The following is a 21,476-nucleotide window of genomic DNA, read 5'->3' on the forward strand; positions in this document are numbered from 1 at the left end:
GTTTTCATGGTCAGGGTTCGTCAATCGCACAGTAGTGGCTATCATGGCGGCGATACACTGGAGTGGCTGTGTTCGCTGGGATTGACTGAAAAGAAAATCAGCGCCTTGCTCAATTGTGGCTTATGGCTGAAGCAGCAGGGATTAGATGACAACATCGCCCAGGTGCGGACCGGCTGGGAAATGGTAGAAATTCTGGCTGACTTGAAAATGGACCATGACTCGCTGCTGGCCGCCTTGTTATTTCCGGCATTTGATGGCCATCTGCTCAGCGAAGACAAGCTGGCTGCTGAGTTTACCCCAACCGTGATTGGTCTGCTGCACTCCGTGCAGCAAATGGATGCGATTCGCACTATTCCTACCGGCGCCAACCAGAGTGTTAACCCGCAGCAAGCGGATAATTTGCGCAAAATGCTACTGGCGATGGTGGAAGATGTGCGCGCTGTGGTGTTGAAACTGGCGGCGCAAATTTGTTATCTGCGTGAGGTAAAAGACGCTGACGAAGAAACCCGGGTACTGGCGGCGAAAGAAACCAATGCGATTTTCGCCCCGCTGGCCAACCGGCTGGGTATTGGTCAGCTGAAATGGGAACTGGAAGACTTAGCCTTTCGCTATTTGCACCCCGGTGTATACAAGCAGGTGGCCAGTTTACTGGAAGAAAAGCGGTTAGATCGCGAGCAGTATATGCAGGATTTTGTTGCTGCGGTGCGCCAGAAAATGCAGGACGCCAAACTTGACGTTGAGGTATATGGCCGGCCGAAACACATCTTTAGTATCTGGAAAAAAATGCAGAAAAAGCAGCTGAGTTTTGACCAGCTGTTTGATATCCGGGCGGTGCGCATTGTTACCGACCGGGTGCAGGATTGCTACGGTGCCCTGGGTATCGTCCACACCGGCTGGCGCCATTTACCGAAAGAGTTTGATGATTATATCGCCACCCCGAAGCAAAACGGTTATCAGTCTATTCATACCGTGGTTTTGGGGCCGCAGGGCCGCGCCGTGGAAATTCAAATCCGTACCCGGCAAATGCATGAAGATGCAGAACTTGGGGTTGCCGCGCACTGGCGCTATAAAGAAGGCGCCGTCGGCGGCAATAAAGTGGTCGCCAATGATGAAAAAATTGGCTGGCTGCGTAAGTTACTGCAATGGCAGGAAGATGTGGTCGACGGCACCGATTTGGCCGAAGAGCTGCGCACCCAGGTCATTGAAGACCGGGTATATGTGTTTACCCCGAAAGGCGATATTGTCGATTTACCGATAGGATCGACACCACTCGATTTTGCCTATTATGTGCATTCAAACGTTGGCCATCGCTGTATTGGCGCCAAAATTTCCGGCCGCATTGTGCCCTTTACTTATCAGCTGAAAACCGGCGATCAGGTAGAAATTTTAACCGGGCGCGAACCCAACCCCAGCCGTGACTGGCTCAACCCGAACCTCGGCTATTTAAAATCAAGCAGGGCCCGCTCCAAAGTGCAATACTGGTTCCGGTTGCAGGACAGGGATAAAAACCTGGCAGCCGGTAAAGAGCTGCTGGACACCGAATTAACCCGCTTAAATCTGGTGATGGAATACCCGGCCAAGGTGCTCAGCCGTTTTAATGTTAACGCAATGGACGAGCTGCTGGTGGGTATTGGTGGCGGTGAAATTAAAGTCACCCAGGTGGTGCACTTTATTCAAAGCCAGAGTGGTAAGCTGGAACAGCCGGAAATTGACCCGCGTCTTAAGACTAAACCGCTGCCTGGCAGCAAAAGCAAAAGCGACGTGGTGGTGCAGGGGGTCGGTAATTTACTGACCCATATGGCAGGCTGTTGTCAGCCGCTGCCGGGCGATGCCATTATTGGTTACATTACCCAGGGGCGGGGCATTGCGATTCACCGCGACGACTGCGACCAGTTTAAAACCTTGCAGGACAGTCATCCGGAGCGGGTAGTCGATGCCACCTGGGGCGATAAGTATGCCTCGGGTTATGAAGTGGATATCCGGATTGTTGCCCATGACCGTAACGGCTTGCTGCGTGATATCACCAGTATTCTGGCTAATGAAAAAGCCAACGTCACGAAAATGAGCAGCAGCTCCGATATTAAAGAGCAAACCGCGGTCATTAATATGACGCTGGAACTGTATAACCTCGACTCGCTGAATAAGTTGCTAAGTAAAGTCAGCCAGATAGATGACGTAGTCGAAGCCAAACGGTTTCATCATTAAGCCTTAACCAAAAAAAGAGAGCAGTGTGGCAGATAATATTCAGCGCCTTTTAACCATTATGAGCCGGTTACGCGACCCACAAACCGGCTGCCCGTGGGACCTTAAACAAAGTTACGCGACGATAGTGCCCTACACTCTGGAAGAGGCCTACGAAGTAGCCGACGCTATTGCCCGCGAAAGCTTTGATGAGCTGAAAGACGAGCTGGGTGATTTGCTGTTTCAGGTGGTGTTCTATGCCCAGCTGGCTAAAGAAGACGGCCGTTTTGCCTTTGATGATTGCGTGGCAGCCATTTGCGATAAACTGGAGCGGCGCCACCCGCATGTGTTTGGTCATGCGTTTGGCGACTTGCAGGCAGAAGCTACAGCAAACGCCGCTGATGCAGAAGTGGTGCTGCAAAACTGGGAAGCCCTGAAAAGTGACGAGCGCAAACAAAGTGGCCAGCACAGTGTGCTGGACAATATTCCGCAGGCCATGCCGGCCCTTAGCCGGGCTAATAAGTTGCAAAAACGCTGTGCCACTGTCGGCTTCGACTGGCCGACAGTCGACGGTTGCTGGGATAAAGTAAAAGAAGAAATACTGGAAGTGGAACAAACTGCTGCCGGCAGCCCACAGCTGGCAGAAGAGCTGGGCGACTTAATGTTTGCCCTGGTAAACGTGGTGCGCAAGCATAAACTCGATCCGGAAGCGGTACTGCGGGCAGCCAATAACAAATTCGAACGGCGCTTTCGTGGCGTTGAGCAGGCGCTTAGCGAGCAGGGAAAAAGCCCGCAGCAAAGTAACCTGGATGAAATGGAAGCGCTGTGGCAGCAGGTAAAGAATGGCAACAAGTAAAGAATGGCAGCAGGTAAAGCATTGAAACAGGTAAAGGCTAATAGTGATACCGACACTGCACTATAACAATCTGATTGTCTGTCACTTTGTAAACCAGCCGATGCTCCCGGTCTATCCGTCGTGACCAATAGCCTGACCAGTTGTGCTTTAACGGCTCGGGGTCGCCGATGCCTGCGAATGGCTGCCTGGCTATTTCTTTAACTAACGTATTGATTCGTTTCAGCGTTTTTTTATCTGTTTGCTGCCAATACAGATAATCTTCCCATGCAGTTTGTGCAAAGGTTAACATCATTCTTCAATTAACTCTTTTACCAGCAGCTTACCGGATTCAACTTCGGCAATTGCCTGGTTTAAACGTGCCGCATTCTTCGGACTGGCCATCAGGTAGGCCGTTTCTTCGTAAGCCTGAAAATCTTCAAGGCTGATCAGTACTGCTGGTTTACCGTTTTGACGGGTGATAAGTACCGGCTTATGGTCGTCGTTAACCTTGTCTAAGGTTGTGGCAAGTTGGGCGCGAAACGCTGAATAACTCATGGTGTCCATTAGTGATATCTCTGTGCTGGCAAATACAGGACACATTGTAGTTGTACTTATACTTGTACGCAATGCAGCGATGGTGAAAGTGGTAACATCATTACACCAACATCGACAGCGGGCTTTTTACTCCACTGGCCCCTTGCTTTAGTACATGGGTGTATATTTGGGTAGTTTTAACATCGGTATGACCAAGCTGCTCTTGTACTGTTCGAATATCCATTCCCGCTTCCAGTAGATGCGTAGCGAAACTATGACGTAATGTATGGCAGGTAACATTTTTGGCAATGCCAGCTTTTTTTGCCGCAGCGCGCACCGCTTTTTGTAACCCAGATTCGTCAATATGGTGGCGACGTAACACATTAAACTGCGGATCAATACTTAAACGGGCAGAGGGAAACAGATACTGCCACCCCAGTTCTTTGGGTGCAGCAGGATACTTACGTGCCAGGGCAAAAGGCAACCAAACGCCTGCAAATTCAGACGTCTGTATATCTTGTTGGTAAAAAGCGTCTACCAGCCTAATTTGTCGGTGCAATGGCTCAATCAATTCCGGGGCTAACGTTACCCTGCGATGTTTACCGCCCTTACCATGCCACACCATCAAAGATAAATAATCAAAATCAATGGCATTAACCCTCAGTCGCACAGCCTCCATCAGCCGCAGGCCGCTGCCGTACAGCAACTGCGCCAAGAGTAAATACGGTGGGTCAATACAGGTAAAAAGCTGCTTAATCTCAGACTTGGTCAGAACAACGGGTAACTTTCGTGGTTTAATCGCCTGATTAAAGTTAAGGTTTAACGCCAGCGGCCGCTTAAGAATCTCTTTATACAAAAAACTTAATGCATTAAGCGCAAGTGCCTGAGTTTGCACAGCAACATTTCGGGTTACGGCCAAATGCGTTAAAAACTGCTCTACATGCTGCTCAAGCAGATCTTTGGGATGTTGTTTTTTGTGAAAAATAATAAAAAACTTAATCCAATGCAGATAAGTTTCTACAGTTCGCTTGGCATAGCGTCGGGTATACATTTCATCAGCGATGTATTGCAAAAATGGTGATGATTGCGGCATTGAGTACCTCCCAAAAAAAGCACTGTTTAAGTATACAGTTATTTCTGAGAAGTCAAGTTGTCTTTGTTAGGCGGATGTATCCGTATTTGTCTCGTCGTGTTAAAAATTAATTTCTATACGATATTGTCTGAAGGCGAGTTTCTGGTTAATGTACAAGGAATTAGTATTTACAAATATGGAAAAATCCGTCTTTAAATATGGATCTTTCCGTCGAATAAGCGTTAGCAGGCTTTCGGGTTTTAACGGTTTTAGTCAGTAGTTTTGTTCCGGCCTTGCTCGCGTTCGGCTTTCCTGGCGGCACTGGCAAATAGTCAAAGCTAGCCAAGTTGTCGGTTAGGTGCAATCTCTGGTGGTGCGGTAGCGTTGTTCTTTTTGGCTTCGCTTAACAGTTTTACAGGTTCCGGTTGGCTCGCTGTGTCGCAGTTAACGGGTTTAGTTTTTAATTAAAAGCAGCCGTGCCGTTGTTTGGGTTTGCCAGTGCGGCAAGCCGCGAAAGTTCGGTTCAGGCTGCTAACAAGCAAAGGCAGCCGACGCGTACCGCGCAGCTGCTTTGAGCGTTATGTGTCCGCAGTAAAGAGTGAAGTGTTTTGAGCGAGTCAGATTTGCCATGTTTCCCAATCTCAGTCATTTTCCACGAAGACGGTGATAAATGGGTTCTAAATGATCACGCTGAAGTTGCATCAAACTTGGAATGGTTCGATAGCAGAGATGGGAACGAAAATGCCACGGTCACTGATAGTAAAGGTCGTCCGGTAGTAATAGTCGTCGAAAAGTTAGAGCTAAAAATATGCAAACTTGCTTAAACACACATAACAAGTTGCTTAATTTCGTTCCGGCCACAAACGGCGTGGCCTCCACTGGACTGCCTACGCTGCGCTGCGGCAGCCAATTAGCAAAGCGTTGAGGCTGTAGAAAAACCTCTTTTCACGCGATCAAGTTTGTGATCAAATAGCGTTGTCTGATTAAAAAATGGACAACGCCTAATGCCTAAATACATCCCTTACGATTACAACCAAAGTGCCATGGTGGTGATTAACTATCTCGACCAACTGCAACCCGGCACCTTTGAACACGCCATCCATTACCTGATTGATAACAAGCTGGACCTGTCGATATTTAACAGCAAATACCAAAATGAGGATAACGGCCGCCCGGCGTATGACCCCGCTGTGCTGTTAAAGATTATTTTGTTTGCCTACTCCAAGGGCATCACCTCCAGCCGGGAAATACAGTGGTGCTGCGAAACCAATATCATCTTTAAAGCGCTGTCATGCGATACCGTGCCACACTTTACGACGATAGCAGCCTTTGTCAGTAGCTCGTCGGTGCAAATTGCGCAGCTGTTTGAGCAAGTATTGCTGGTATGCCATCAACAGGGGTTATTAGGCAATGAGTTGTTCGCGATAGACGGTTGCAAAATGTCCTCGAATGCTGCCAAAGAGTGGTCTGGCACCTTTAAAGAGTTGGCAGCGAAGCGGGATAAACTGAAGCGGCAAATTCGCTACCACTTGGAGCAGCATAAGAAGCTGGATGAACTGGCATCGGCCGATGAAGCGCGTAAAGCCCGGCACCAGCAAAGTATCGACACGCTGAATAAGGCACATGACAAGATAACTAACTTTTTAAAGACAGCCAGTCCACGGATGGGCCAGGGCAAAAAGCGCACGGAAGTGAAAAGTAACATCACCGACAACGAATCAGCCAAAATGACCACCAGCAAAGGCACACTTCAGGGCTATAACGGCGTGGCGGCGGTGGATAAGAAGCATCAGATAATCGTGGATGCGCAAGCGTTTGGCGAAGGGCAAGAGCACCACACCTTAGTGCCGGTGCTGGAAAAGATAAAACAGCGCTATAAAAACCTGGGGATTAGCGAGAATATTTTTGCCGGTAAAACGGTGGTAACAGCCGATACCGGCTTTGCTAATGAGGCTAACAACCATTACCTGTATCAGCAGCAGATAAACGGCTATGTACCGGATAACCAGTTTAGAAAACGCGACCCGAAATTCAGCGAGCAAAAGCAAAAATACGGCAAGCGCCATCAGGACAAGGCAAAGGGGCAAAAACCCATCTTCCCCTCCAGTGTTTTTGAGTTTGACCCAATAGCGATGACCTGTATTTGCCCGGCGGGTAATACATTAACAAACTGGGGAATAAGAACTGAGCCAAATGGCCGAGAACGCGTGTTGTTTAGCGGCAGACTATTACAATGCCGAAATTGTGATTTAAAAGAACAGTGCATGCAAACGCCAGAGTCTGCCAATCATAGAAAAGGCAGCGGTAGGCAGGTGTCGTTTATCCTTAAAGCCAATGCGCCACCGAATTACACCGACTGGATGAAACAGCGGGTAGACAGCGAAGCCGGTAAACAAATTTACAGCCATAGAATGTCGGTAGTAGAGCCGGTGTTTGGCAATATTGGCACCAATAAGGGGCTTAACAGGTTTAGTTTACGAGGCAAAACCAAGGTGCAGGGCCAATGGCAGTTGTATTGTATGGTACATAATCTGGAGAAGGTAAGCCGATACGGTAAGTTAGGATAAACAGACTGGCGATAGCGCCCAACAAGGCCAACTAAAGCAGTTGTTTAAGTGAAATGGCATCCAATAAATCTTGTCTTGAAATTCCCACCAAAAGCATGCAAAGTCGCTAACAAATAATAAACAGAATAGCCGGGATAGAAATGCTGTGCTCTTAACAGGTTTTTCTACAGGCTCGTTAGCTGTTACAATCAACATGTTCATCATGTTGTACATGTTAAGGTTTGAGGCTATACTTGTCCTGTGAAACGTACATGTGGAGGTTGTATGAGAATCGTTTCTTTTACAGAAGCTAGAAATAATTTAAAAGCCGTCTTGGATGCCGTAGTTAATGACGCGGATACAACCGTAATCACTCGGCGTGATTCGGAAGATGCTGTTGTTATGTCGCTAGACTACTACAATAGTCTGATGGAAACAGTGCACTTACTGCGCTCACCCGCCAATGCTGAGCATTTGAATCGCTCGATTGAACAATTCAAGGCAGGTAAGGTAACCTGCAGAGACTTGATTGATGAGTAGTCGTTTACTGTCATGGACTGACGAATCCTGGAGAGATTACTTTTATTGGCAAACTCAGGACAAAAAAACACTCAAACGAATAAACAAGCTTATAAACGACGTTAGACGCTCACCGTTTGAAGGCATTGGTAAGCCAGAGCCGTTAAAGGAAAACTTAGCAGGTTTTTGGTCCCGACGTATAGATGATACGAACAGGTTGGTGTACGCAGTTGATGATAATGCGATTACGATAATCTCGTGCCGTTATCACTATTAGATTCGACCCTTGGACAAGGCAGCTAACAAGTTACTACACCGGAAAAATAACTCGCTGGCGCTCGTCATTTTCCGGTGAGTAAAGCGTTATATTGAAACGAGAAATAAGGAGATTTCGTGAAATTATCAAATTTACTAATTAGTATTCTTACCGCAACTACATTAGCCGCTGGATTTGCTGCATTTAAATTTCATAGTGCTAATGAAAGGCATGTAAAGGACTATGTGGCTCTAAGCGAGCTGAACCTCCAGTTGACTGAAGATTTAAAAAAATTACAAAGTGATATGTCAGCTTATCAATTAGAGTTACAAACTAGTAAAACATCAGTTGCGTCACTGAATGAAGAGCTATTAGAGCTGAAAAGAGCTCCTGTTTTACAAGAAAGAACAGCTGTTCCTGATACTCACCCGAGAAAAGTAGAAACTTTTGCATCTGATAATATAGAAATGAAAAAGGATACAGATATTCTATTGGCCTTTGCTAATAGAATCAGAAGCGGAGAGAGTATTTCAAGTATTGAAGATAAAGCGCTTAAACAATTTAGGGAAGAAGAAGTTGATGGAAACTGGGCGTATGAATACGAGGCAAATATCCGTGATCTAGTTTTAGCAGACGAAGAAAATAAATTCGATATTCAAGAGTTAACTTGTAAGGCGTCTATCTGTGAGTTAAAAATTACGGCGAATGAAAATAATGCAATGAACCTGGGCACTTTATTTTCTAAAGCACTCGGCGAGCAAGATTGGAGAGATAAAAGTGCTAGCGTAATGTTTAACCATGAAGTTAAAGATGGGGTTATGAGAATTTTGATAGGTAGGGACAAGCATAGTCTCAACTAAGTTTCTTAGTAACAAGCGCAGTCACAATCGGCAACTGCGTGGCCTGGACCTCAACGGCTGCGCGAGTTTCGGCTTGTGCTGCGGATCTTATGTGATTGCATCATCAAGCAGATCTTTAAGAAAGGGTAGTTAAATGGATTTCTATTTTAATAATCTCAATTCTGATCAGGTAATGGCTTTTGGCTTAATGTGGAATGTTCTGCCAATGATAGGTGCGCTTTTAGTACATCTTGCGTTTAGTGCGGCAGTATTTAACGATGCCAAAAAGATGCAAACAGAGCATGGTTCTTTGGCATTTGTTAACTGCTGGCTCTGGTCTTTAGCCGTTTTAGTTGGTGGTGTATTTGTTGCTTTAGCTTATTGGGTTATGCACCATTCAACAATTGCTAAACATTAAATGCCCCATAACAAGCTACTGAATTTCGTTCCGGCCACAAACAGCGTGGTCTCCACTGGATTGCCTATGCCGCGCTGCGGCAGCCAATTAGCAATGCGTTATACATTCAGGAGAGTTTAGTTTGAGCTCTGTAAAGCCAGCCAAAAGCATTTTCTTCGCTGCATTATGGATGTCGCTGTCAGTTTTGGTAGCTTTAGCAGGCTATGTGGCACTTTTTGATAAAGCTCCGTTTGCCATGTTTGGGCTATTGGCGCTGTCAATTCTGCTTTTTGTAGTGGGGCTGCAGCGCACTGAGCGCTTTTCCGTAGACCAGGATATTTTTAATAATCGGATTCGTATTCTAGGTTTTGCATCAGCTTTGTGTGGCATCGGTACTATTTTTTATGCAGCAACCGTATAAATGTATAACAATCGCTATCAAAAACGTGCCCTTTGGGCGCTAGACTCGCAACAAGTTGCTCGCCTTTGTGGCGGCTGTTTTACTTAACCCAACCCAATTGCTTTATAGGGAAATAATTTAATGAAAAAAGTACTCTCTGTTTTATCACTTGTCGCTGCTTTCTCCGTTTTTGCTAATGAGCCTTTAGAGTTAAATGTGAGTGTTTACGTGAATAACGAGCTTGTTGCAGCGGACGTAATGCAGACTAAAAGTGGGCAATTACAGTCCATTACTGCAAAAGATGTGCTGATGTTTGATGTTACGCCAACCCTTAATGATGACGTCGTTACTTTGACGTCATCGTTACACAAATTTGAAAATGGTTCATTTAGTAAGTTTGCTGAACCAGTGTTGCGTGTAGCGCTTGATAAGCAAGCGGTAATCGAGATTGGCACTGAGGGTAAAAATATTTATAAGGTCGAAGTAACGGCCAAAAAAATATAATAATAAATTTTATCGCCGGCAGATAGCGCTTGCTGCGACGTCAACCCGCTGCGCGGTTTTCCGCGCTAAATTTAGGCGTCAGCAGTTTAGGGGATAGCAAGATGCAAGTAGCCGATATCATTGAGAGAATCGCAAGTGATTTTGAAGGTGTAGTGCCAAAATCGAGTTGGGGCGAAACGTCTATGTTCTATAACCCTGGGAAATTGTTACCACAAGCCTGTTGCCACAACTCATCTGGACCAGGAAGTTTTCGATAAGACCGAACGTTTGGAAAATTCCCTCAATCCGGGCGGATTCCTCCAGAGCTTCCTGATTCGGTATACAGGGAGGTAGTGAATCCACCGTGTCGCATTTTTTATCGTGAGGATGGGCAGCGGAAGGTCCAACGTTTGAGCGCCTGCCAGGTTGAGCTACTATTATAATAATGATTTGAATACCGCAATTAGCGGCCTGGATATGCAAAGAGGAGTGATTAACATGGAAAATAGCGGTTTTATATTTGGAATTATGGGTATGTCGATGGGAACGATGGGCCTGGTTTTTGGCATTATTTCATTGTCCCGGCTAGATAAACTTGAGAAAAAACTAAAAGAACTTGATGTGCTGAACAAGGATTTTAAGTCAAGCTGATGTCTGTCTGCAGACGTCTTTTTTATATTGTTGCGCGGCAAAGATTTGACCGAAACTACAGCTTCACTTAGCCAGACAGCGTTGGTTATAGCTGCAACCCTGTTGTTATTTCTGTTAGCCTCATTTATCTATCTTTACTTCCGGTATGGCTGGATTACAGACAAAGGCATTTTTGACTATGGTTTTCAAGATCTACAACAAACTGCCTGCGGGCATCCGGCACTGGTTAAGTATTCTGGGGGCTACCAGCCGCTACTGGCTGGGCAGTCAGGCCTTTATTTATGCCGCGGCACTGGCATTTTTCACCGTTTTTTCTATCGCGCCGATTTTAGTGGTAGTGGTGGCGCTGGTCGGGCTGATAATAGGCGAGAGTGCAGTGCAGCAGCAATTGTTTACTCAGCTTGAGGGGACATTGGGCTCGCAAGCCGCTGGTGTGGTGCAGACAGCGGTAGTTAATTCGCAAATTGACCAGAGTGGCATCTGGCCGGCGTTGATCGGGATCGTCGCTACCATAGTGGGTGCCACCACGGTTTTTGCCCAGATGCAGCAGTCGTTGAATCAAATATGGGACGTTGCGCCGCGCCCTTCTAAAAGCAACCTGTGGATCTTTATCAAAAGCCGCTTACTGTCGCTGACCATAATCCTGGCTATTGGCTTTATTTTGCTGGTTTCGCTGCTGTTGTCAGTGGCTTTACGCAGCGTGATGGCCTATGCCGAAAGCTGGCTGCCAATTCCCGGCTGGGCGATGGTAGGGATGGAGTTAGTGCTGTCACTGCTGGTTATTACGCTGTTGTTCGCGGCGATGTTTAAGATCCTGCCCGATGTGCTGCTGTCGTGGCGCGACGTGTTGCTCGGTGCCGTTATTACCGCAATTTTATTCACCGTGGGGCGGTCGTTGATTTCCATTTACCTGGCCTATACGGCGACGGCATCGGCCTACGGCGCCGCGGGCTCTCTGGCACTGCTGCTGCTCTGGGTAAACTACTCTTCAATGATTTTGCTGTTTGGGGCGGCCTTTACCCGGGCGCACCTCGAAGGCCGGGGCAAGAGCATACGCCCTAAAAGCACTGCGGTGCGGGTGCATCGGGAGTTAATTGATGACGTGCCGCAAAGCTGAAGCTGACACTACACCGGTTAATTTCGGATATTGGCCGCTACCGGAATAAATCATCTCCAGCCGCAGCTTTACATTGAGTGGCTGCGAAGCCTTTGCTATACTTTCCTCCCGTCCTGATACCAATTCTTGCACACCCGTAGTAGCCCAGTGTTCAGTCACCGGCGACCTGGTGTTTTGCATTGTTGGTATTTTCTATTGATTAACATTGTCTCAGGGGTCTCATGACTACAAGATATATCTTTGTGACGGGTGGTGTGGTTTCCTCCTTAGGTAAAGGCATTGCTGCTGCGTCGCTGGCAGCGATTCTGGAAGCGCGTGGCTTAAAGGTTACCATCCTCAAACTTGACCCCTACATTAACGTCGACCCGGGCACCATGAGCCCCATTCAGCACGGTGAAGTATTTGTTACTGAAGATGGCGCTGAAACTGACCTGGATCTTGGCCATTACGAGCGGTTTATCCGCACCAAAATGACCAAACTGAATAACTTTACCCAGGGACGGGTTTACGCTGAAGTGCTGCGTAAAGAACGCCGTGGTGATTACCTGGGGGCCACTATTCAGGTTATTCCGCATATTACCAATGAAATTAAAAACCGGGTGGTGCGCGGCGCTGAAGGTTACGATATTGCTATCGTGGAAATTGGTGGCACCGTCGGCGATATTGAATCGCTGCCGTTTTTAGAAGCCATTCGCCAGCTGGGTACCGAAGTGGGCCGTGAGCGCACCTTATTTATGCACCTGACGCTGGTGCCGTACTTAGGCACCGCCGGTGAAATTAAAACTAAACCTACCCAGCATTCAGTAAAAGAGCTGCGCTCTATCGGTATTCAGCCGGATATTCTGGTGTGTCGCTCCGACCGCGCCATCCCGGCCAATGAACGCGCCAAAATTGCGTTATTTACCAATGTTGAAGAAAAAGCCGTTATTTCATTAAAAGACGTTTCAAGCATTTATCAGATCCCGGCCTTGCTGAAATCGCAAAGCCTGGACGATTTAGTCTGCCGGCGTTTTCATATTGAAGCACCGGAAGCCGATTTGGTGGAATGGGAACAGGTGCTGTATCAGGAATCGAACCCGATGGGTGAGATCACCATCGGTATGGTGGGTAAATATGTCGAACTGCCAGATGCGTATAAATCGGTAAACGAAGCGCTGGGCCACGCCGGCCTGAAAAACCGGGTTACCGTGAATATTAAATATGTTGACTCCCAGGATGTGGAAAGCAAAGGCGTTGGTATTCTGGCGGGCCTGGATGGCATTCTGGTGCCTGGCGGTTTTGGCGAGCGCGGTGTCGAAGGCAAAATAATGGCTGCGCAACATGCCCGTGAACAAGGTGTGCCTTATTTAGGTATTTGTTTAGGCATGCAGGTGGCGCTGATTGACTACGCCCGTAATGTGGCCGGCATGGCAGGAGCGCACTCTACTGAATTTAACAAAGACACACCTTACCCGGTTGTTGGTTTAATTACCGAATGGCTGGATGCTGCCGGCTCAGTGGAAACCCGCTCAGATGAATCTGATTTAGGGGGCACCATGCGTCTGGGTAGCCAGAACTGTAACCTTATTGATAATACCAAAGCCCGCGAGATTTATGGCAAGGCGGTTATTCAGGAGCGGCATCGTCACCGCTACGAAGTGAATAACAACTTACGGCCAAAACTAGAAGAGGCAGGGTTAGTGGTATCGGGGTTATCGGCCGATAACCAACTGGTTGAGATGATTGAAATTCCGTCTCACCCGTTTTTTGTTGCCGGCCAGTTCCACCCGGAATTTAACTCGACCCCACGTGATGGTCACCCGCTGTTTCAGGCCTTTGTCGCTGCGGCGTACAAATTTCAGAAAAAGCAACGCGTATAACTTTTGCTAAGCCGGGTGGATATCCCGGCTTTTTCGTTTTAGAACAGGGGATTTATAGCATGTCTGAGATTGTAAAAATTATTGCCCGTGAAATTATGGACTCGCGCGGTAACCCAACGGTTGAAGCCGATGTGTATTTAGCCAGTGGTGCTATGGGCCGTGGCTGTGCGCCATCAGGTGCCTCTACCGGTTCGCGTGAAGCGTTAGAGCTGCGTGACGGTGATAAAAGCCGCTACCTGGGTAAGGGCGTTACTAAAGCTGTTGCCAATATCGACGGTGCTATTCAGTCGGCACTAAAAGGCAAAAACGCCTACAATCAGGCCGAAATTGACCAGATTATGATCGATCTAGATGGCACGGAAACCAAAAGCAAGCTGGGCGCCAATGCCATTCTGGCGGTGTCATTAGCTGTGGCCCGCGCCGCAGCTGCCGATAAAAAAATCCCGCTGTATCAGCATATTGCTGAATTAAATGGTACTCCGGGCCAGTATTCTATGCCGGTACCGATGATGAATATCATCAACGGCGGCGAGCACGCGGATAACAACGTTGATATTCAGGAATTTATGGTGCAGCCGGTTGGCGCCAAAACCTTTGCTGAAGCGCTTAGAATGGGTGCGGAAATTTTCCACAGCCTGAAAAAAGAGCTGCAAAAGCGTGGCCTGAATACGGCGGTAGGTGATGAAGGTGGTTTTGCGCCGGATCTGAAGTCAAACGAAGAAGCGCTGACGGTTATCGTCGAAGCAGTAAAAACCGCCGGCTATGAAATGAATAAAGACATTACCCTGGCGCTCGACTGTGCGGCGACTGAGTTCTATAAAGACGGCAAGTACGTGTTAGGCGGCGAGAATAAAAGCTTTGATTCATTTGGCTTTAACGACTATTTAGCCGGCTTAACCGAGCGTTATCCGATAGTTTCAATTGAAGATGGCCTGGACGAAAGTGACTGGGACGGCTGGAAAGACTTAACCAATAAAATTGGCAGCAAAGTACAGCTGGTCGGCGACGATTTATTTGTCACCAATACCAAAATTTTAACCCGCGGTATTGAGCAGGGCATTGCTAACTCTATTTTAATTAAGTTTAACCAGATTGGTTCGTTAACCGAAACCCTGGCCGCGATTAAAATGGCCAAAGATGCCGGCTTTACCGCCGTTATCTCGCACCGCAGTGGCGAAACCGAAGATGCCTTTATAGCTGATTTAGCCGTAGGCACCGCCGCCGGCCAGATTAAAACCGGTTCACTGTGCCGCTCTGATCGGGTTGCCAAATACAACCAGTTACTGCGTATCGAGCAGGAATTAGGTAGCAAGGCCCCATACAAAGGCCGCAGCGAAATTAAAGGCCAGTAAGCTCTTAATTCGTTTTAATGCAATATAAAAAGCCACCGCAAGGTGGCTTTGTTGTTTTTGGTGCTACCAGCTTTAGCTGATGCTGATTTGCTCTAAATGGCTTTGCAAGTGCAGATTATGGACACTGTAATACTGTGCTTTGGTCAGGTTGCCAAAGGCAAAATGAGGCTGCAGCTGGCCTCGCCAGTCCATAAATTGCTCAACATGGTAAATTAATTCCCGCAGGGCAACGTCATTGGGTAAGCCAGGCTCAAGGGCGGGCGCGCCGGGTATCGGTTCATCCAGCGGATGATGCAACTTGCCTGTTGCGGCAAAGGCATTAACTGCCAGTTTACCAATACTGTATTGAAACAACGGTGAGCGGGCTTGTGGATAGCCATAAATTGAATAACTGATACTTTGGGTACAGTGTTGCAATATCTGGCTGACATTCCAGACGCCACTGCTGGTTAAGCGCTCAGGCGGCAGTGCTTTAAGTTGCACCAGGATGTCTGATAACGGGTACTGGCGCAGGGTGGCAACCAACTTGGAAGCCAGTACCAGGGCTACCGGGGTCAGTACACTGGCTTTAATAAATTGACGACGGTTCATAGGCTATCGCTACAACGCTTCTCTGTTGGCCTAAACTAGCATTTTTTATCAGGTGGCTGCCACTTTTGCTTTTACAAGGGCATGCCGATTGGCTAACATCAGCGGATGATTGAGCCCCTGAGCAACCAGCCACATTTCTGGCAGGTATCGAGCGATAACCAGACTTATACCGAGCTATGCAATGCTTTGTATGAGCGCGAGTTGCTGCGCCTGGCAAACATTAGCCCGGAGCAGCTGCCGTTGTTGCAAAAACGGCTGGCAGCGCTGCCTTTTTATATCCGGCGGGCTGCGGCCAATATCGTTACCTACCGCACTGAATTGCAGCTCGACAGCCAGAATGCTTCCTGGTTTCATAAGCAGCTTGGCCGCTGCCCGGCGCGCAAGCAGCAGGCCGACCCGATTGCCAATTTCTACCAGAAGGCCGCTAAACCCGGGCTGATTGTACCGGTGTATATAGAACAGCTGACCCTGGAGCAGATTGTGCTGGACAGTGTGGATGAAGTTGACAGCGCTGGTGAGCGCTTACATTGCAACGAACATGGCTGGTTTAGTTTTAATGGCACGCCGTTGCAAAACGACAATGCCAGTAAGTTTTTATTAAAACCGAATAAAGCCATCGTCACAGCTGCCAGCTGTGGTCATCAGTGGTTAAATAACGATAAAAAAGCCCCCAGAGTACTGAGTTTGCGGGAGTTATTGTTAACCAGTCGCTTAAACTGGCAAAACTTTGCCAAACCTTATCAGGCGGCCCGCGAGCTTAAATAAGCCAAAAAGGCTTAACTTTTCGTGCTACAGCGGCAATTAGGGCTTTGCAGCACGGTAACAAGCCAGCATAATAACGCTATGTCTTTAACAGATACTGGCTTATGCGACTGCTAACCGGAATATTGCTGATCCTATTTTGCCTGCTGCAATATCGCTTGTGGTTTGGCCAGTATAGTGTGACCGACTACTTACAACGGCTGGACGAAATTGCCACCCAGCGAGCCAGTAATCAGGAATTGCAGAAACGTAACCGGATGCTGATGGCCGATGTTACCGATTTACAACAGGGGCTGGAAGCCATTGAAGAGCGGGCCCGCAATGAGCTGGGGTTAATCGGCGAAGACGAAGTATTTTTCCGGATAGTGCAAACTGAAGCTCAGCAGGTTCCGGCGAAGGACAAGCCATGACCCAGCCGCTTGACCTGACAATTGCCGCCGTGATCCCCTCTGCCGGCGTGGGTAAACGAATGCAGGCAGCGGTGCCAAAACAATATTTAACCCTTAATGACAAAACGATTCTTGAACACAGTGTCAGCCGGATCTGCTGTCAGCCACAGGTTGCTGCGCTCTGGCTGGCGCTGGATAAAGCCGACCCCTATTTTGCCACGACACCCTTAGCTGCCGCGGCCATCGAGCGGGTTGACGGCGGAACGGAGCGGGTTCACTCAGTATTACAAGCGCTGCAGCAAATTGACGCAGACCGCTATCCCTGGGTATTAGTGCATGATGCGGCCCGGCCGCTTATCCGCGAGGCGGATATCACCCTGTTAATTGAGCGTTGCCTGCAAGCAGGTCATGGCGGCATTCTGGCCTGCCCGGTGCGCGACACCATGAAACGCGGTAAAGCAACCAGTGCCGGTACTTTGGTAGCCGATACTGTCGACCGTGAGCAGCTGTGGCATGCGCTGACCCCGCAGTTTTTCCCGACCAGGCAACTGCGTCAGGCGATAGAGCAAGCGCTGGCAGCGGGCGTGACCATTACCGATGAAGCGTCGGCGATGGAGTGGGCCGGCCAGCCGGTGTTATTAGTAGAGGGGCAGGCTGACAATATTAAAATTACCCGCCCGGCCGACCTGACGCTGGCGACCTATTTTCTTGAACAACAGCACCTTGAACAACAGCATCTTGAACAACAGCATCTTGAGCAACAACAGCTGAAACAACAACAGCCGGAGCAGCCAACAACATGAATTTTCGGATAGGCCATGGTTTTGATGTCCATGCTTTTGGCGGGCCTGGCCCGGTAACCCTGGCGGGTGTTAAAATTGATTATAGTCAGGGGTTAGTGGCGCACTCGGATGGCGATGTGGTGTTGCATGCGGTGGCGGATGCCTTGTTGGGGGCGTTGGCACTGGGCGATATTGGCCATCACTTTCCTGACAACGACCCTACGTTCAAAGGTATTGATAGCCGGATTTTATTGCGCAACGTATTTGCTGAGGTCAGCAAAGCGGGTTATCAGTTGAATAATCTGGATGTGACCATTATGGCGCAGGCACCAAAAATGGCACCGCATATCAGCGCCATGCGCCAGTGTCTGGCCGCCGATTTAGCCGCTGATATCAGCCAGATCAATGTTAAAGCGACCACCACTGAGCAACTGGGATTTGTCGGGCGTAAAGAAGGCATCGCGGCTGAAGCCGTCGTATTGTTGGTGAAGCCTTAATGACTGCAGAATTTAGCGCCGATTTAGCCAGCTGGCACTATTTGTATGGAAAACCTGACGTCACCGCCACTATACGCAGCACCCCTGCAGATTTTATGGTCGATGAGCAGCTTAATTTTCAGCCCAGTGGTAGTGGTGAGCATCTGCTACTGCAAATTGAAAAGCGTGGCCAGAATACCCAGTACATTGCCAGACAGCTGGCCCGGCTTACCGGGCTTAGAATGCGCGATATCAGTTACGCCGGTTTAAAAGATCGCCATGCGCTGACCCGGCAGTGGTTTTGTTTTAAATGGCCGATTAAACAGGCACTTGACTGGCAGGATTGGCAGATTGAAGACAGCCGCATTTTGCAGGTAGTGCGTCATTATCGCAAGTTACGGCTGGGCGCGTTAAAAGCCAACCATTTTCAGCTGACTCTGACCGATGTCAGCGAGCCTGAGGCGATACTTGAACGGCTGCAACTGATTAAAAACGGCGTGCCGAACTATTATGGTGAGCAGCGTTTTGGTCGTGCTGGCGGCAATTTAGCATTGGCCGACAGTTTGTTTGCCGGCGAGCGGATAACCGATCGTCAAGTCCGTGGCCTGGCATTGTCGGCCAGTCGCTCTTATCTGTTCAATACCGTGTTATCACAACGGATTGCCCGGGGTTTGTTTAACCAGGTGCTGGACGGTGATATTCTGCAACTGGATGGCAGTGGCTCGATTTTTCAGATAGAAACAGCTGACAGTACCTTGCAGCAGCGGCTGCTCGATGGTGATGTGCATCCAACGGCACCGCTGGTCGGGCTGGATGGTGCACAGGTAAGTCAGCAGGCCGAAGCATTGGAGCAAGAGGCACTGGCCGGGCATCAGCAATGGTGCCAGGGCCTGGTTGAGTACCGGCTGCAGGGCGCGCGGCGCAGCATCAGGCTGGTACCGCAACACCTTAACGCAGCAATAAAGGGTAACAGCATTACCTTGAATTTTGCTCTGCCAGCGGGTTGTTTTGCCACCAGCGTGCTGCGAGAATTAGCAAGCTACCGGGATGGTAGCCGGCCACTGGCCGAATTAGAGTAACTATGTCGCGCAACTAATTGGAGCCGCTATGCGAATTTTACTAAGCAATGATGACGGAGTTTACGCCAAGGGTATTCAGGTATTGCAGCAGGCGCTATGTCAGATTGCCGACGTTACTACCGTTGGCCCGGATCGCAATTGCAGTGGCGCCAGCAACTCGTTAACCTTACTTAATCCGCTGCGTACCCAAACCCTGGATAATGGGTTCGTTGCAGTAAATGGCACGCCCACTGACTGTGTCCATCTGGCTATCAGCCAGTTGCTGGATTTTACGCCTGATTTAGTCGTCGCCGGTATTAACCACGGCGCTAACCTCGGCGATGACGTGCTGTATTCCGGCACTGTTGCCGCGGCCACCGAAGGCCGTCATCTGGGCTTACCCGCTATTGCAGTATCATTGGCTGGCCGGGAGGAAGCACATTTTGCTACTGCAGCCCATGTTACGGTGGAAGTGATAAAAAAACTGAAGTCGCATCCGCTGCCTGCAGACCAGATTTTAAATATTAATGTGCCAGCCATTGCCCTTAGCGAGTTAAAAGGCATTATGGTTACCCGGCTGGGCCGGCGGCATAAAGCAGAAACCATGAGCAGTGATACCGACCCCTGGGGCCGGAAAATATACTGGTATGGCTCGTTAGGGCCCGAGCTGGATGCCGGTGAGGGTACCGATTTTTATGCGATAGCGAATGGTTATGCCTCTATCACGCCGCTGCATGTCGATATGTCGGCGTATAAAAGTATGGATACGCTGGAGCAATGGTTAGCGGGGATCAGGTTGTAATTATGGCAGTAGCAACAGCCCGCAGTGCAGCGGTATTAGCACAAAAATTACGCAGCGAAGGCATCAGCGATAATGCGGTATTACAGGCGGTGTCACAGGTGCCCCGTCACTTATTTGTGGAAGCCGTACTGGCCCACAAAGCATATGAAAATACCGCCCTGCCAATTGGTCAGGGCCAGACCATTTCCCAGCCTTACATAGTGGCGAGAATGACCCAGTTACTGCTGCAGGGCAAAGCACCGGGCAAGGTGTTGGAAATTGGCACCGGTTCGGGCTATCAGACGGCCATCCTGGCCCATTTGTTCAGCCATGTCTGCTCAGTCGAGCGGATTAAAGCGCTGCAGTTTCAGGCCAAGCGCCGGCTGCAACAGCTCGATTTACATAATGTCTCAATGAAACATGGCGATGGCTGGCTGGGCTGGCCCAGCAAAGCGCCTTTTGACAGTATTATTGTTACTGCTGCACCGGTGGAAGTGCCGGCTGCGTTGTTGCAGCAGTTAACTGACGGTGGCCGGCTGGTGATTCCGGTTGGCGCGAAAGAGCAGATACTGCGGGTGTATCAGCGCAATGCTGATTCGTTCAGCAGTCAGGACATTGAAGCGGTGCGTTTTGTGCCGCTGGTCCCGGGTGAGTTAGGTTAATAAGTGTGCAGTAAAAGCCGCAATAAGGGATTATGAAAAACTATTTGCAGTGGATAATTAAAGGGCTGGCGATGGGGGCCGCTGATGTGGTACCCGGCGTATCGGGTGGCACGCTGGCGTTTATTCTGGGCATTTACGAGCGGCTGTTAGCTGCTATCAGCTCGGTAGATACTGCGGCGGTTAAACTGCTATTGCAAGGTCGTTTTAAAGCATTGTGGCAGCATATCGATGGCACTTTTTTACTGTGTTTATTCAGTGGTATTTTGCTCAGTATCTTTTCTCTGGCGAATGTCATCAGCTACCTGTTAGAACACCGGCCCGTGCCGTTATGGGCATTTTTCAACGGTCTTATTCTGGCGTCCTTACCGGTATTGCTGCGCAGTGTCAGCTGGTCAGCACTCAGAGTGGTGTTGTTGTTACTGGGGGTGGCGTTTGCAGTCGTCGTTGGTATGCTGGCACCGGTGCAACTGCAGCCCGCGCCTTACATGTTTTTCGTGGCCGGTGCCATCGCGATTTGTGCCATGATTTTACCTGGCATCTCCGGTAGTTTTATTCTGCTGATTTTCGGCATGTATGGGCCGGTAATGATTGCAGTTACCCAATTCCAGCTGGGGATATTGGCGCTGTTTGCCAGCGGATGTATTTTCGGTTTACTCAGCTTTTCAAAACTGCTTAACTGGTTACTAAAGCACTTTCATGACGCCACCCTGGCGTTGCTGACCGGCGTGGTTATTGGCGCGCTATATCGGATCTGGCCATGGCAGCATAATCAGCAAGTCCTGAGTCCGTGGCAATATCAGCAGCAGTTTGCCAGTCACGATTTACTGCTGGCAAGTGTCGCTGTTGTCGCCGGGATTCTGGTTATCACATTATTACTGAATTTAGAGCGACTGTTTAATACTGCCGGTAACGGCGCCAGATAAGGAATGGCCTA

The 21,476-nt window shown here is 48.9% G+C and carries 25 protein-coding genes; 21 read left to right on the forward strand and 4 right to left on the reverse strand.

Features of this window, described 5'->3' with window-relative positions; translation table 11 throughout:
- Positions 1–6: 6 nt before the first annotated feature.
- Complete coding sequence (gene relA, locus CRO03_RS10315; RefSeq protein WP_097111546.1) at positions 7–2,205, forward strand: GTP diphosphokinase; 2,199 nt, start codon at positions 7–9, stop codon at positions 2,203–2,205.
- Positions 2,206–2,230: 25 nt separating this feature from the next.
- Positions 2,231–3,037 (forward strand): nucleoside triphosphate pyrophosphohydrolase, encoded by an 807-nt coding sequence (gene mazG / locus CRO03_RS10320; RefSeq protein WP_097111547.1) that lies wholly within the window; start codon positions 2,231–2,233, stop codon positions 3,035–3,037.
- Positions 3,038–3,074: 37 nt separating this feature from the next.
- Here the strand turns inward: mazG and CRO03_RS10325 are convergent, their stop codons facing one another.
- Genes CRO03_RS10325 through CRO03_RS10335 form a run of 3 tightly spaced genes read right to left on the reverse strand, consistent with a single transcriptional unit; the run spans position 3,075 to position 4,643 of the window.
- Positions 3,075–3,329 (reverse strand): Txe/YoeB family addiction module toxin, encoded by a 255-nt coding sequence (locus tag CRO03_RS10325; RefSeq protein ID WP_097111548.1) that lies wholly within the window; start codon positions 3,327–3,329, stop codon positions 3,075–3,077.
- A complete protein-coding gene (locus CRO03_RS10330; RefSeq protein WP_245861593.1) occupies positions 3,326–3,616 on the reverse strand; it encodes a type II toxin-antitoxin system Phd/YefM family antitoxin in 291 nt (96 codons plus the stop codon). Before CRO03_RS10330 ends, CRO03_RS10325 begins: the two co-directional genes overlap by 4 nt.
- Before the next feature lie 55 nt (positions 3,617–3,671).
- The gene (locus tag CRO03_RS10335; RefSeq protein WP_097111550.1) at positions 3,672–4,643 is read right to left on the reverse strand and encodes an integron integrase; all 972 of its coding nucleotides are present in this window, start codon (positions 4,641–4,643) and stop codon (positions 3,672–3,674) included.
- Between the two features lie 983 nt (positions 4,644–5,626).
- Between CRO03_RS10335 and CRO03_RS10350 the strand changes: the two genes are divergently transcribed.
- The 11 genes from CRO03_RS10350 to eno all read left to right on the forward strand — a co-directional run bounded on the left by CRO03_RS10350 (position 5,627) and on the right by eno (position 15,041).
- Positions 5,627–7,189: an IS1182 family transposase gene (locus CRO03_RS10350; protein WP_097111552.1), complete on the forward strand. Its 1,563-nt coding sequence runs from the start codon at positions 5,627–5,629 to the stop codon at positions 7,187–7,189.
- A 264-nt stretch (positions 7,190–7,453) separates the two neighbouring features.
- Positions 7,454–7,708 carry a type II toxin-antitoxin system Phd/YefM family antitoxin gene (locus CRO03_RS10355; protein ID WP_097111553.1) on the forward strand — a complete coding sequence of 85 codons (255 nt, stop codon included), beginning with the start codon at positions 7,454–7,456 and terminating at the stop codon, positions 7,706–7,708.
- The gene (locus tag CRO03_RS10360; RefSeq protein ID WP_097111554.1) at positions 7,701–7,964 is read left to right on the forward strand and encodes a Txe/YoeB family addiction module toxin; all 264 of its coding nucleotides are present in this window, start codon (positions 7,701–7,703) and stop codon (positions 7,962–7,964) included. Before CRO03_RS10355 ends, CRO03_RS10360 begins: the two co-directional genes overlap by 8 nt.
- Positions 7,965–8,080: 116 nt before the next feature.
- Entirely contained in the window at positions 8,081–8,803 is a 723-nt protein-coding gene (locus CRO03_RS10365) for a hypothetical protein (protein WP_097111555.1), read from the forward strand.
- A 133-nt stretch (positions 8,804–8,936) separates the two neighbouring features.
- Positions 8,937–9,200, forward strand: a complete 264-nt coding sequence (locus tag CRO03_RS10370; RefSeq protein ID WP_097111556.1) for a hypothetical protein — start codon at positions 8,937–8,939, stop codon at positions 9,198–9,200.
- Positions 9,201–9,321: 121 nt separating this feature from the next.
- Positions 9,322–9,600 (forward strand): hypothetical protein, encoded by a 279-nt coding sequence (locus CRO03_RS10375; protein WP_097111557.1) that lies wholly within the window; start codon positions 9,322–9,324, stop codon positions 9,598–9,600.
- Between the two features lie 120 nt (positions 9,601–9,720).
- Positions 9,721–10,083, forward strand: a complete 363-nt coding sequence (locus CRO03_RS10380; RefSeq protein WP_097111558.1) for a hypothetical protein — start codon at positions 9,721–9,723, stop codon at positions 10,081–10,083.
- 477 nt (positions 10,084–10,560) lie between these two features.
- Complete coding sequence (locus CRO03_RS18425) at positions 10,561–10,713, forward strand: hypothetical protein (RefSeq protein ID WP_170948991.1); 153 nt, start codon at positions 10,561–10,563, stop codon at positions 10,711–10,713.
- Positions 10,714–10,891: 178 nt separating this feature from the next.
- Positions 10,892–11,830 (forward strand): YihY/virulence factor BrkB family protein, encoded by a 939-nt coding sequence (locus tag CRO03_RS10395; RefSeq protein ID WP_097111559.1) that lies wholly within the window; start codon positions 10,892–10,894, stop codon positions 11,828–11,830.
- Between the two features lie 221 nt (positions 11,831–12,051).
- Positions 12,052–13,689 (forward strand): CTP synthase, encoded by a 1,638-nt coding sequence (locus tag CRO03_RS10400; protein ID WP_097111560.1) that lies wholly within the window; start codon positions 12,052–12,054, stop codon positions 13,687–13,689.
- A 59-nt stretch (positions 13,690–13,748) separates the two neighbouring features.
- Positions 13,749–15,041, forward strand: coding sequence for a phosphopyruvate hydratase (gene eno, locus CRO03_RS10405; RefSeq protein ID WP_097111561.1), 1,293 nt, complete (start codon positions 13,749–13,751; stop codon positions 15,039–15,041).
- A gap of 72 nt (positions 15,042–15,113) precedes the next feature.
- Here the strand turns inward: eno and CRO03_RS10410 are convergent, their stop codons facing one another.
- Positions 15,114–15,632 carry a DUF1569 domain-containing protein gene (locus CRO03_RS10410; protein ID WP_097111562.1) on the reverse strand — a complete coding sequence of 173 codons (519 nt, stop codon included), beginning with the start codon at positions 15,630–15,632 and terminating at the stop codon, positions 15,114–15,116.
- A gap of 105 nt (positions 15,633–15,737) precedes the next feature.
- Here CRO03_RS10410 and CRO03_RS10415 point away from each other — a divergent pair, with 105 nt between their 5' ends.
- The 8 genes from CRO03_RS10415 to CRO03_RS10450 all read left to right on the forward strand — a co-directional run bounded on the left by CRO03_RS10415 (position 15,738) and on the right by CRO03_RS10450 (position 21,465).
- Positions 15,738–16,397, forward strand: a complete 660-nt coding sequence (locus tag CRO03_RS10415) for a hypothetical protein (RefSeq protein WP_097111563.1) — start codon at positions 15,738–15,740, stop codon at positions 16,395–16,397.
- 101 nt (positions 16,398–16,498) lie between these two features.
- Positions 16,499–16,804, forward strand: coding sequence for a cell division protein FtsB (ftsB, locus tag CRO03_RS10420; protein WP_097111564.1), 306 nt, complete (start codon positions 16,499–16,501; stop codon positions 16,802–16,804).
- Positions 16,801–17,586 carry a 2-C-methyl-D-erythritol 4-phosphate cytidylyltransferase gene (ispD, locus tag CRO03_RS10425; RefSeq protein WP_097111565.1) on the forward strand — a complete coding sequence of 262 codons (786 nt, stop codon included), beginning with the start codon at positions 16,801–16,803 and terminating at the stop codon, positions 17,584–17,586. Before ftsB ends, ispD begins: the two co-directional genes overlap by 4 nt.
- Entirely contained in the window at positions 17,583–18,062 is a 480-nt protein-coding gene (gene ispF, locus CRO03_RS10430; protein ID WP_097111566.1) for a 2-C-methyl-D-erythritol 2,4-cyclodiphosphate synthase, read from the forward strand. Before ispD ends, ispF begins: the two co-directional genes overlap by 4 nt.
- Complete coding sequence (gene truD / locus CRO03_RS10435; protein WP_097111567.1) at positions 18,062–19,120, forward strand: tRNA pseudouridine(13) synthase TruD; 1,059 nt, start codon at positions 18,062–18,064, stop codon at positions 19,118–19,120. The genes ispF and truD overlap by 1 nt, the downstream gene beginning before the upstream one ends.
- A 28-nt stretch (positions 19,121–19,148) precedes the next feature.
- Positions 19,149–19,901, forward strand: a complete 753-nt coding sequence (gene surE / locus CRO03_RS10440; protein WP_097111568.1) for a 5'/3'-nucleotidase SurE — start codon at positions 19,149–19,151, stop codon at positions 19,899–19,901.
- 2 nt (positions 19,902–19,903) lie between these two features.
- Positions 19,904–20,542 carry a protein-L-isoaspartate(D-aspartate) O-methyltransferase gene (locus CRO03_RS10445; protein ID WP_097111569.1) on the forward strand — a complete coding sequence of 213 codons (639 nt, stop codon included), beginning with the start codon at positions 19,904–19,906 and terminating at the stop codon, positions 20,540–20,542.
- A gap of 32 nt (positions 20,543–20,574) precedes the next feature.
- Positions 20,575–21,465 (forward strand): DUF368 domain-containing protein, encoded by an 891-nt coding sequence (locus tag CRO03_RS10450; RefSeq protein ID WP_097111570.1) that lies wholly within the window; start codon positions 20,575–20,577, stop codon positions 21,463–21,465.
- Positions 21,466–21,476: the final 11 nt, after the last annotated feature.

It is taken from the genome of Arsukibacterium tuosuense, from assembly GCF_900215315.1.
GTDB classification, from domain to species: domain Bacteria; phylum Pseudomonadota; class Gammaproteobacteria; order Enterobacterales; family Alteromonadaceae; genus Alishewanella; species Alishewanella tuosuense.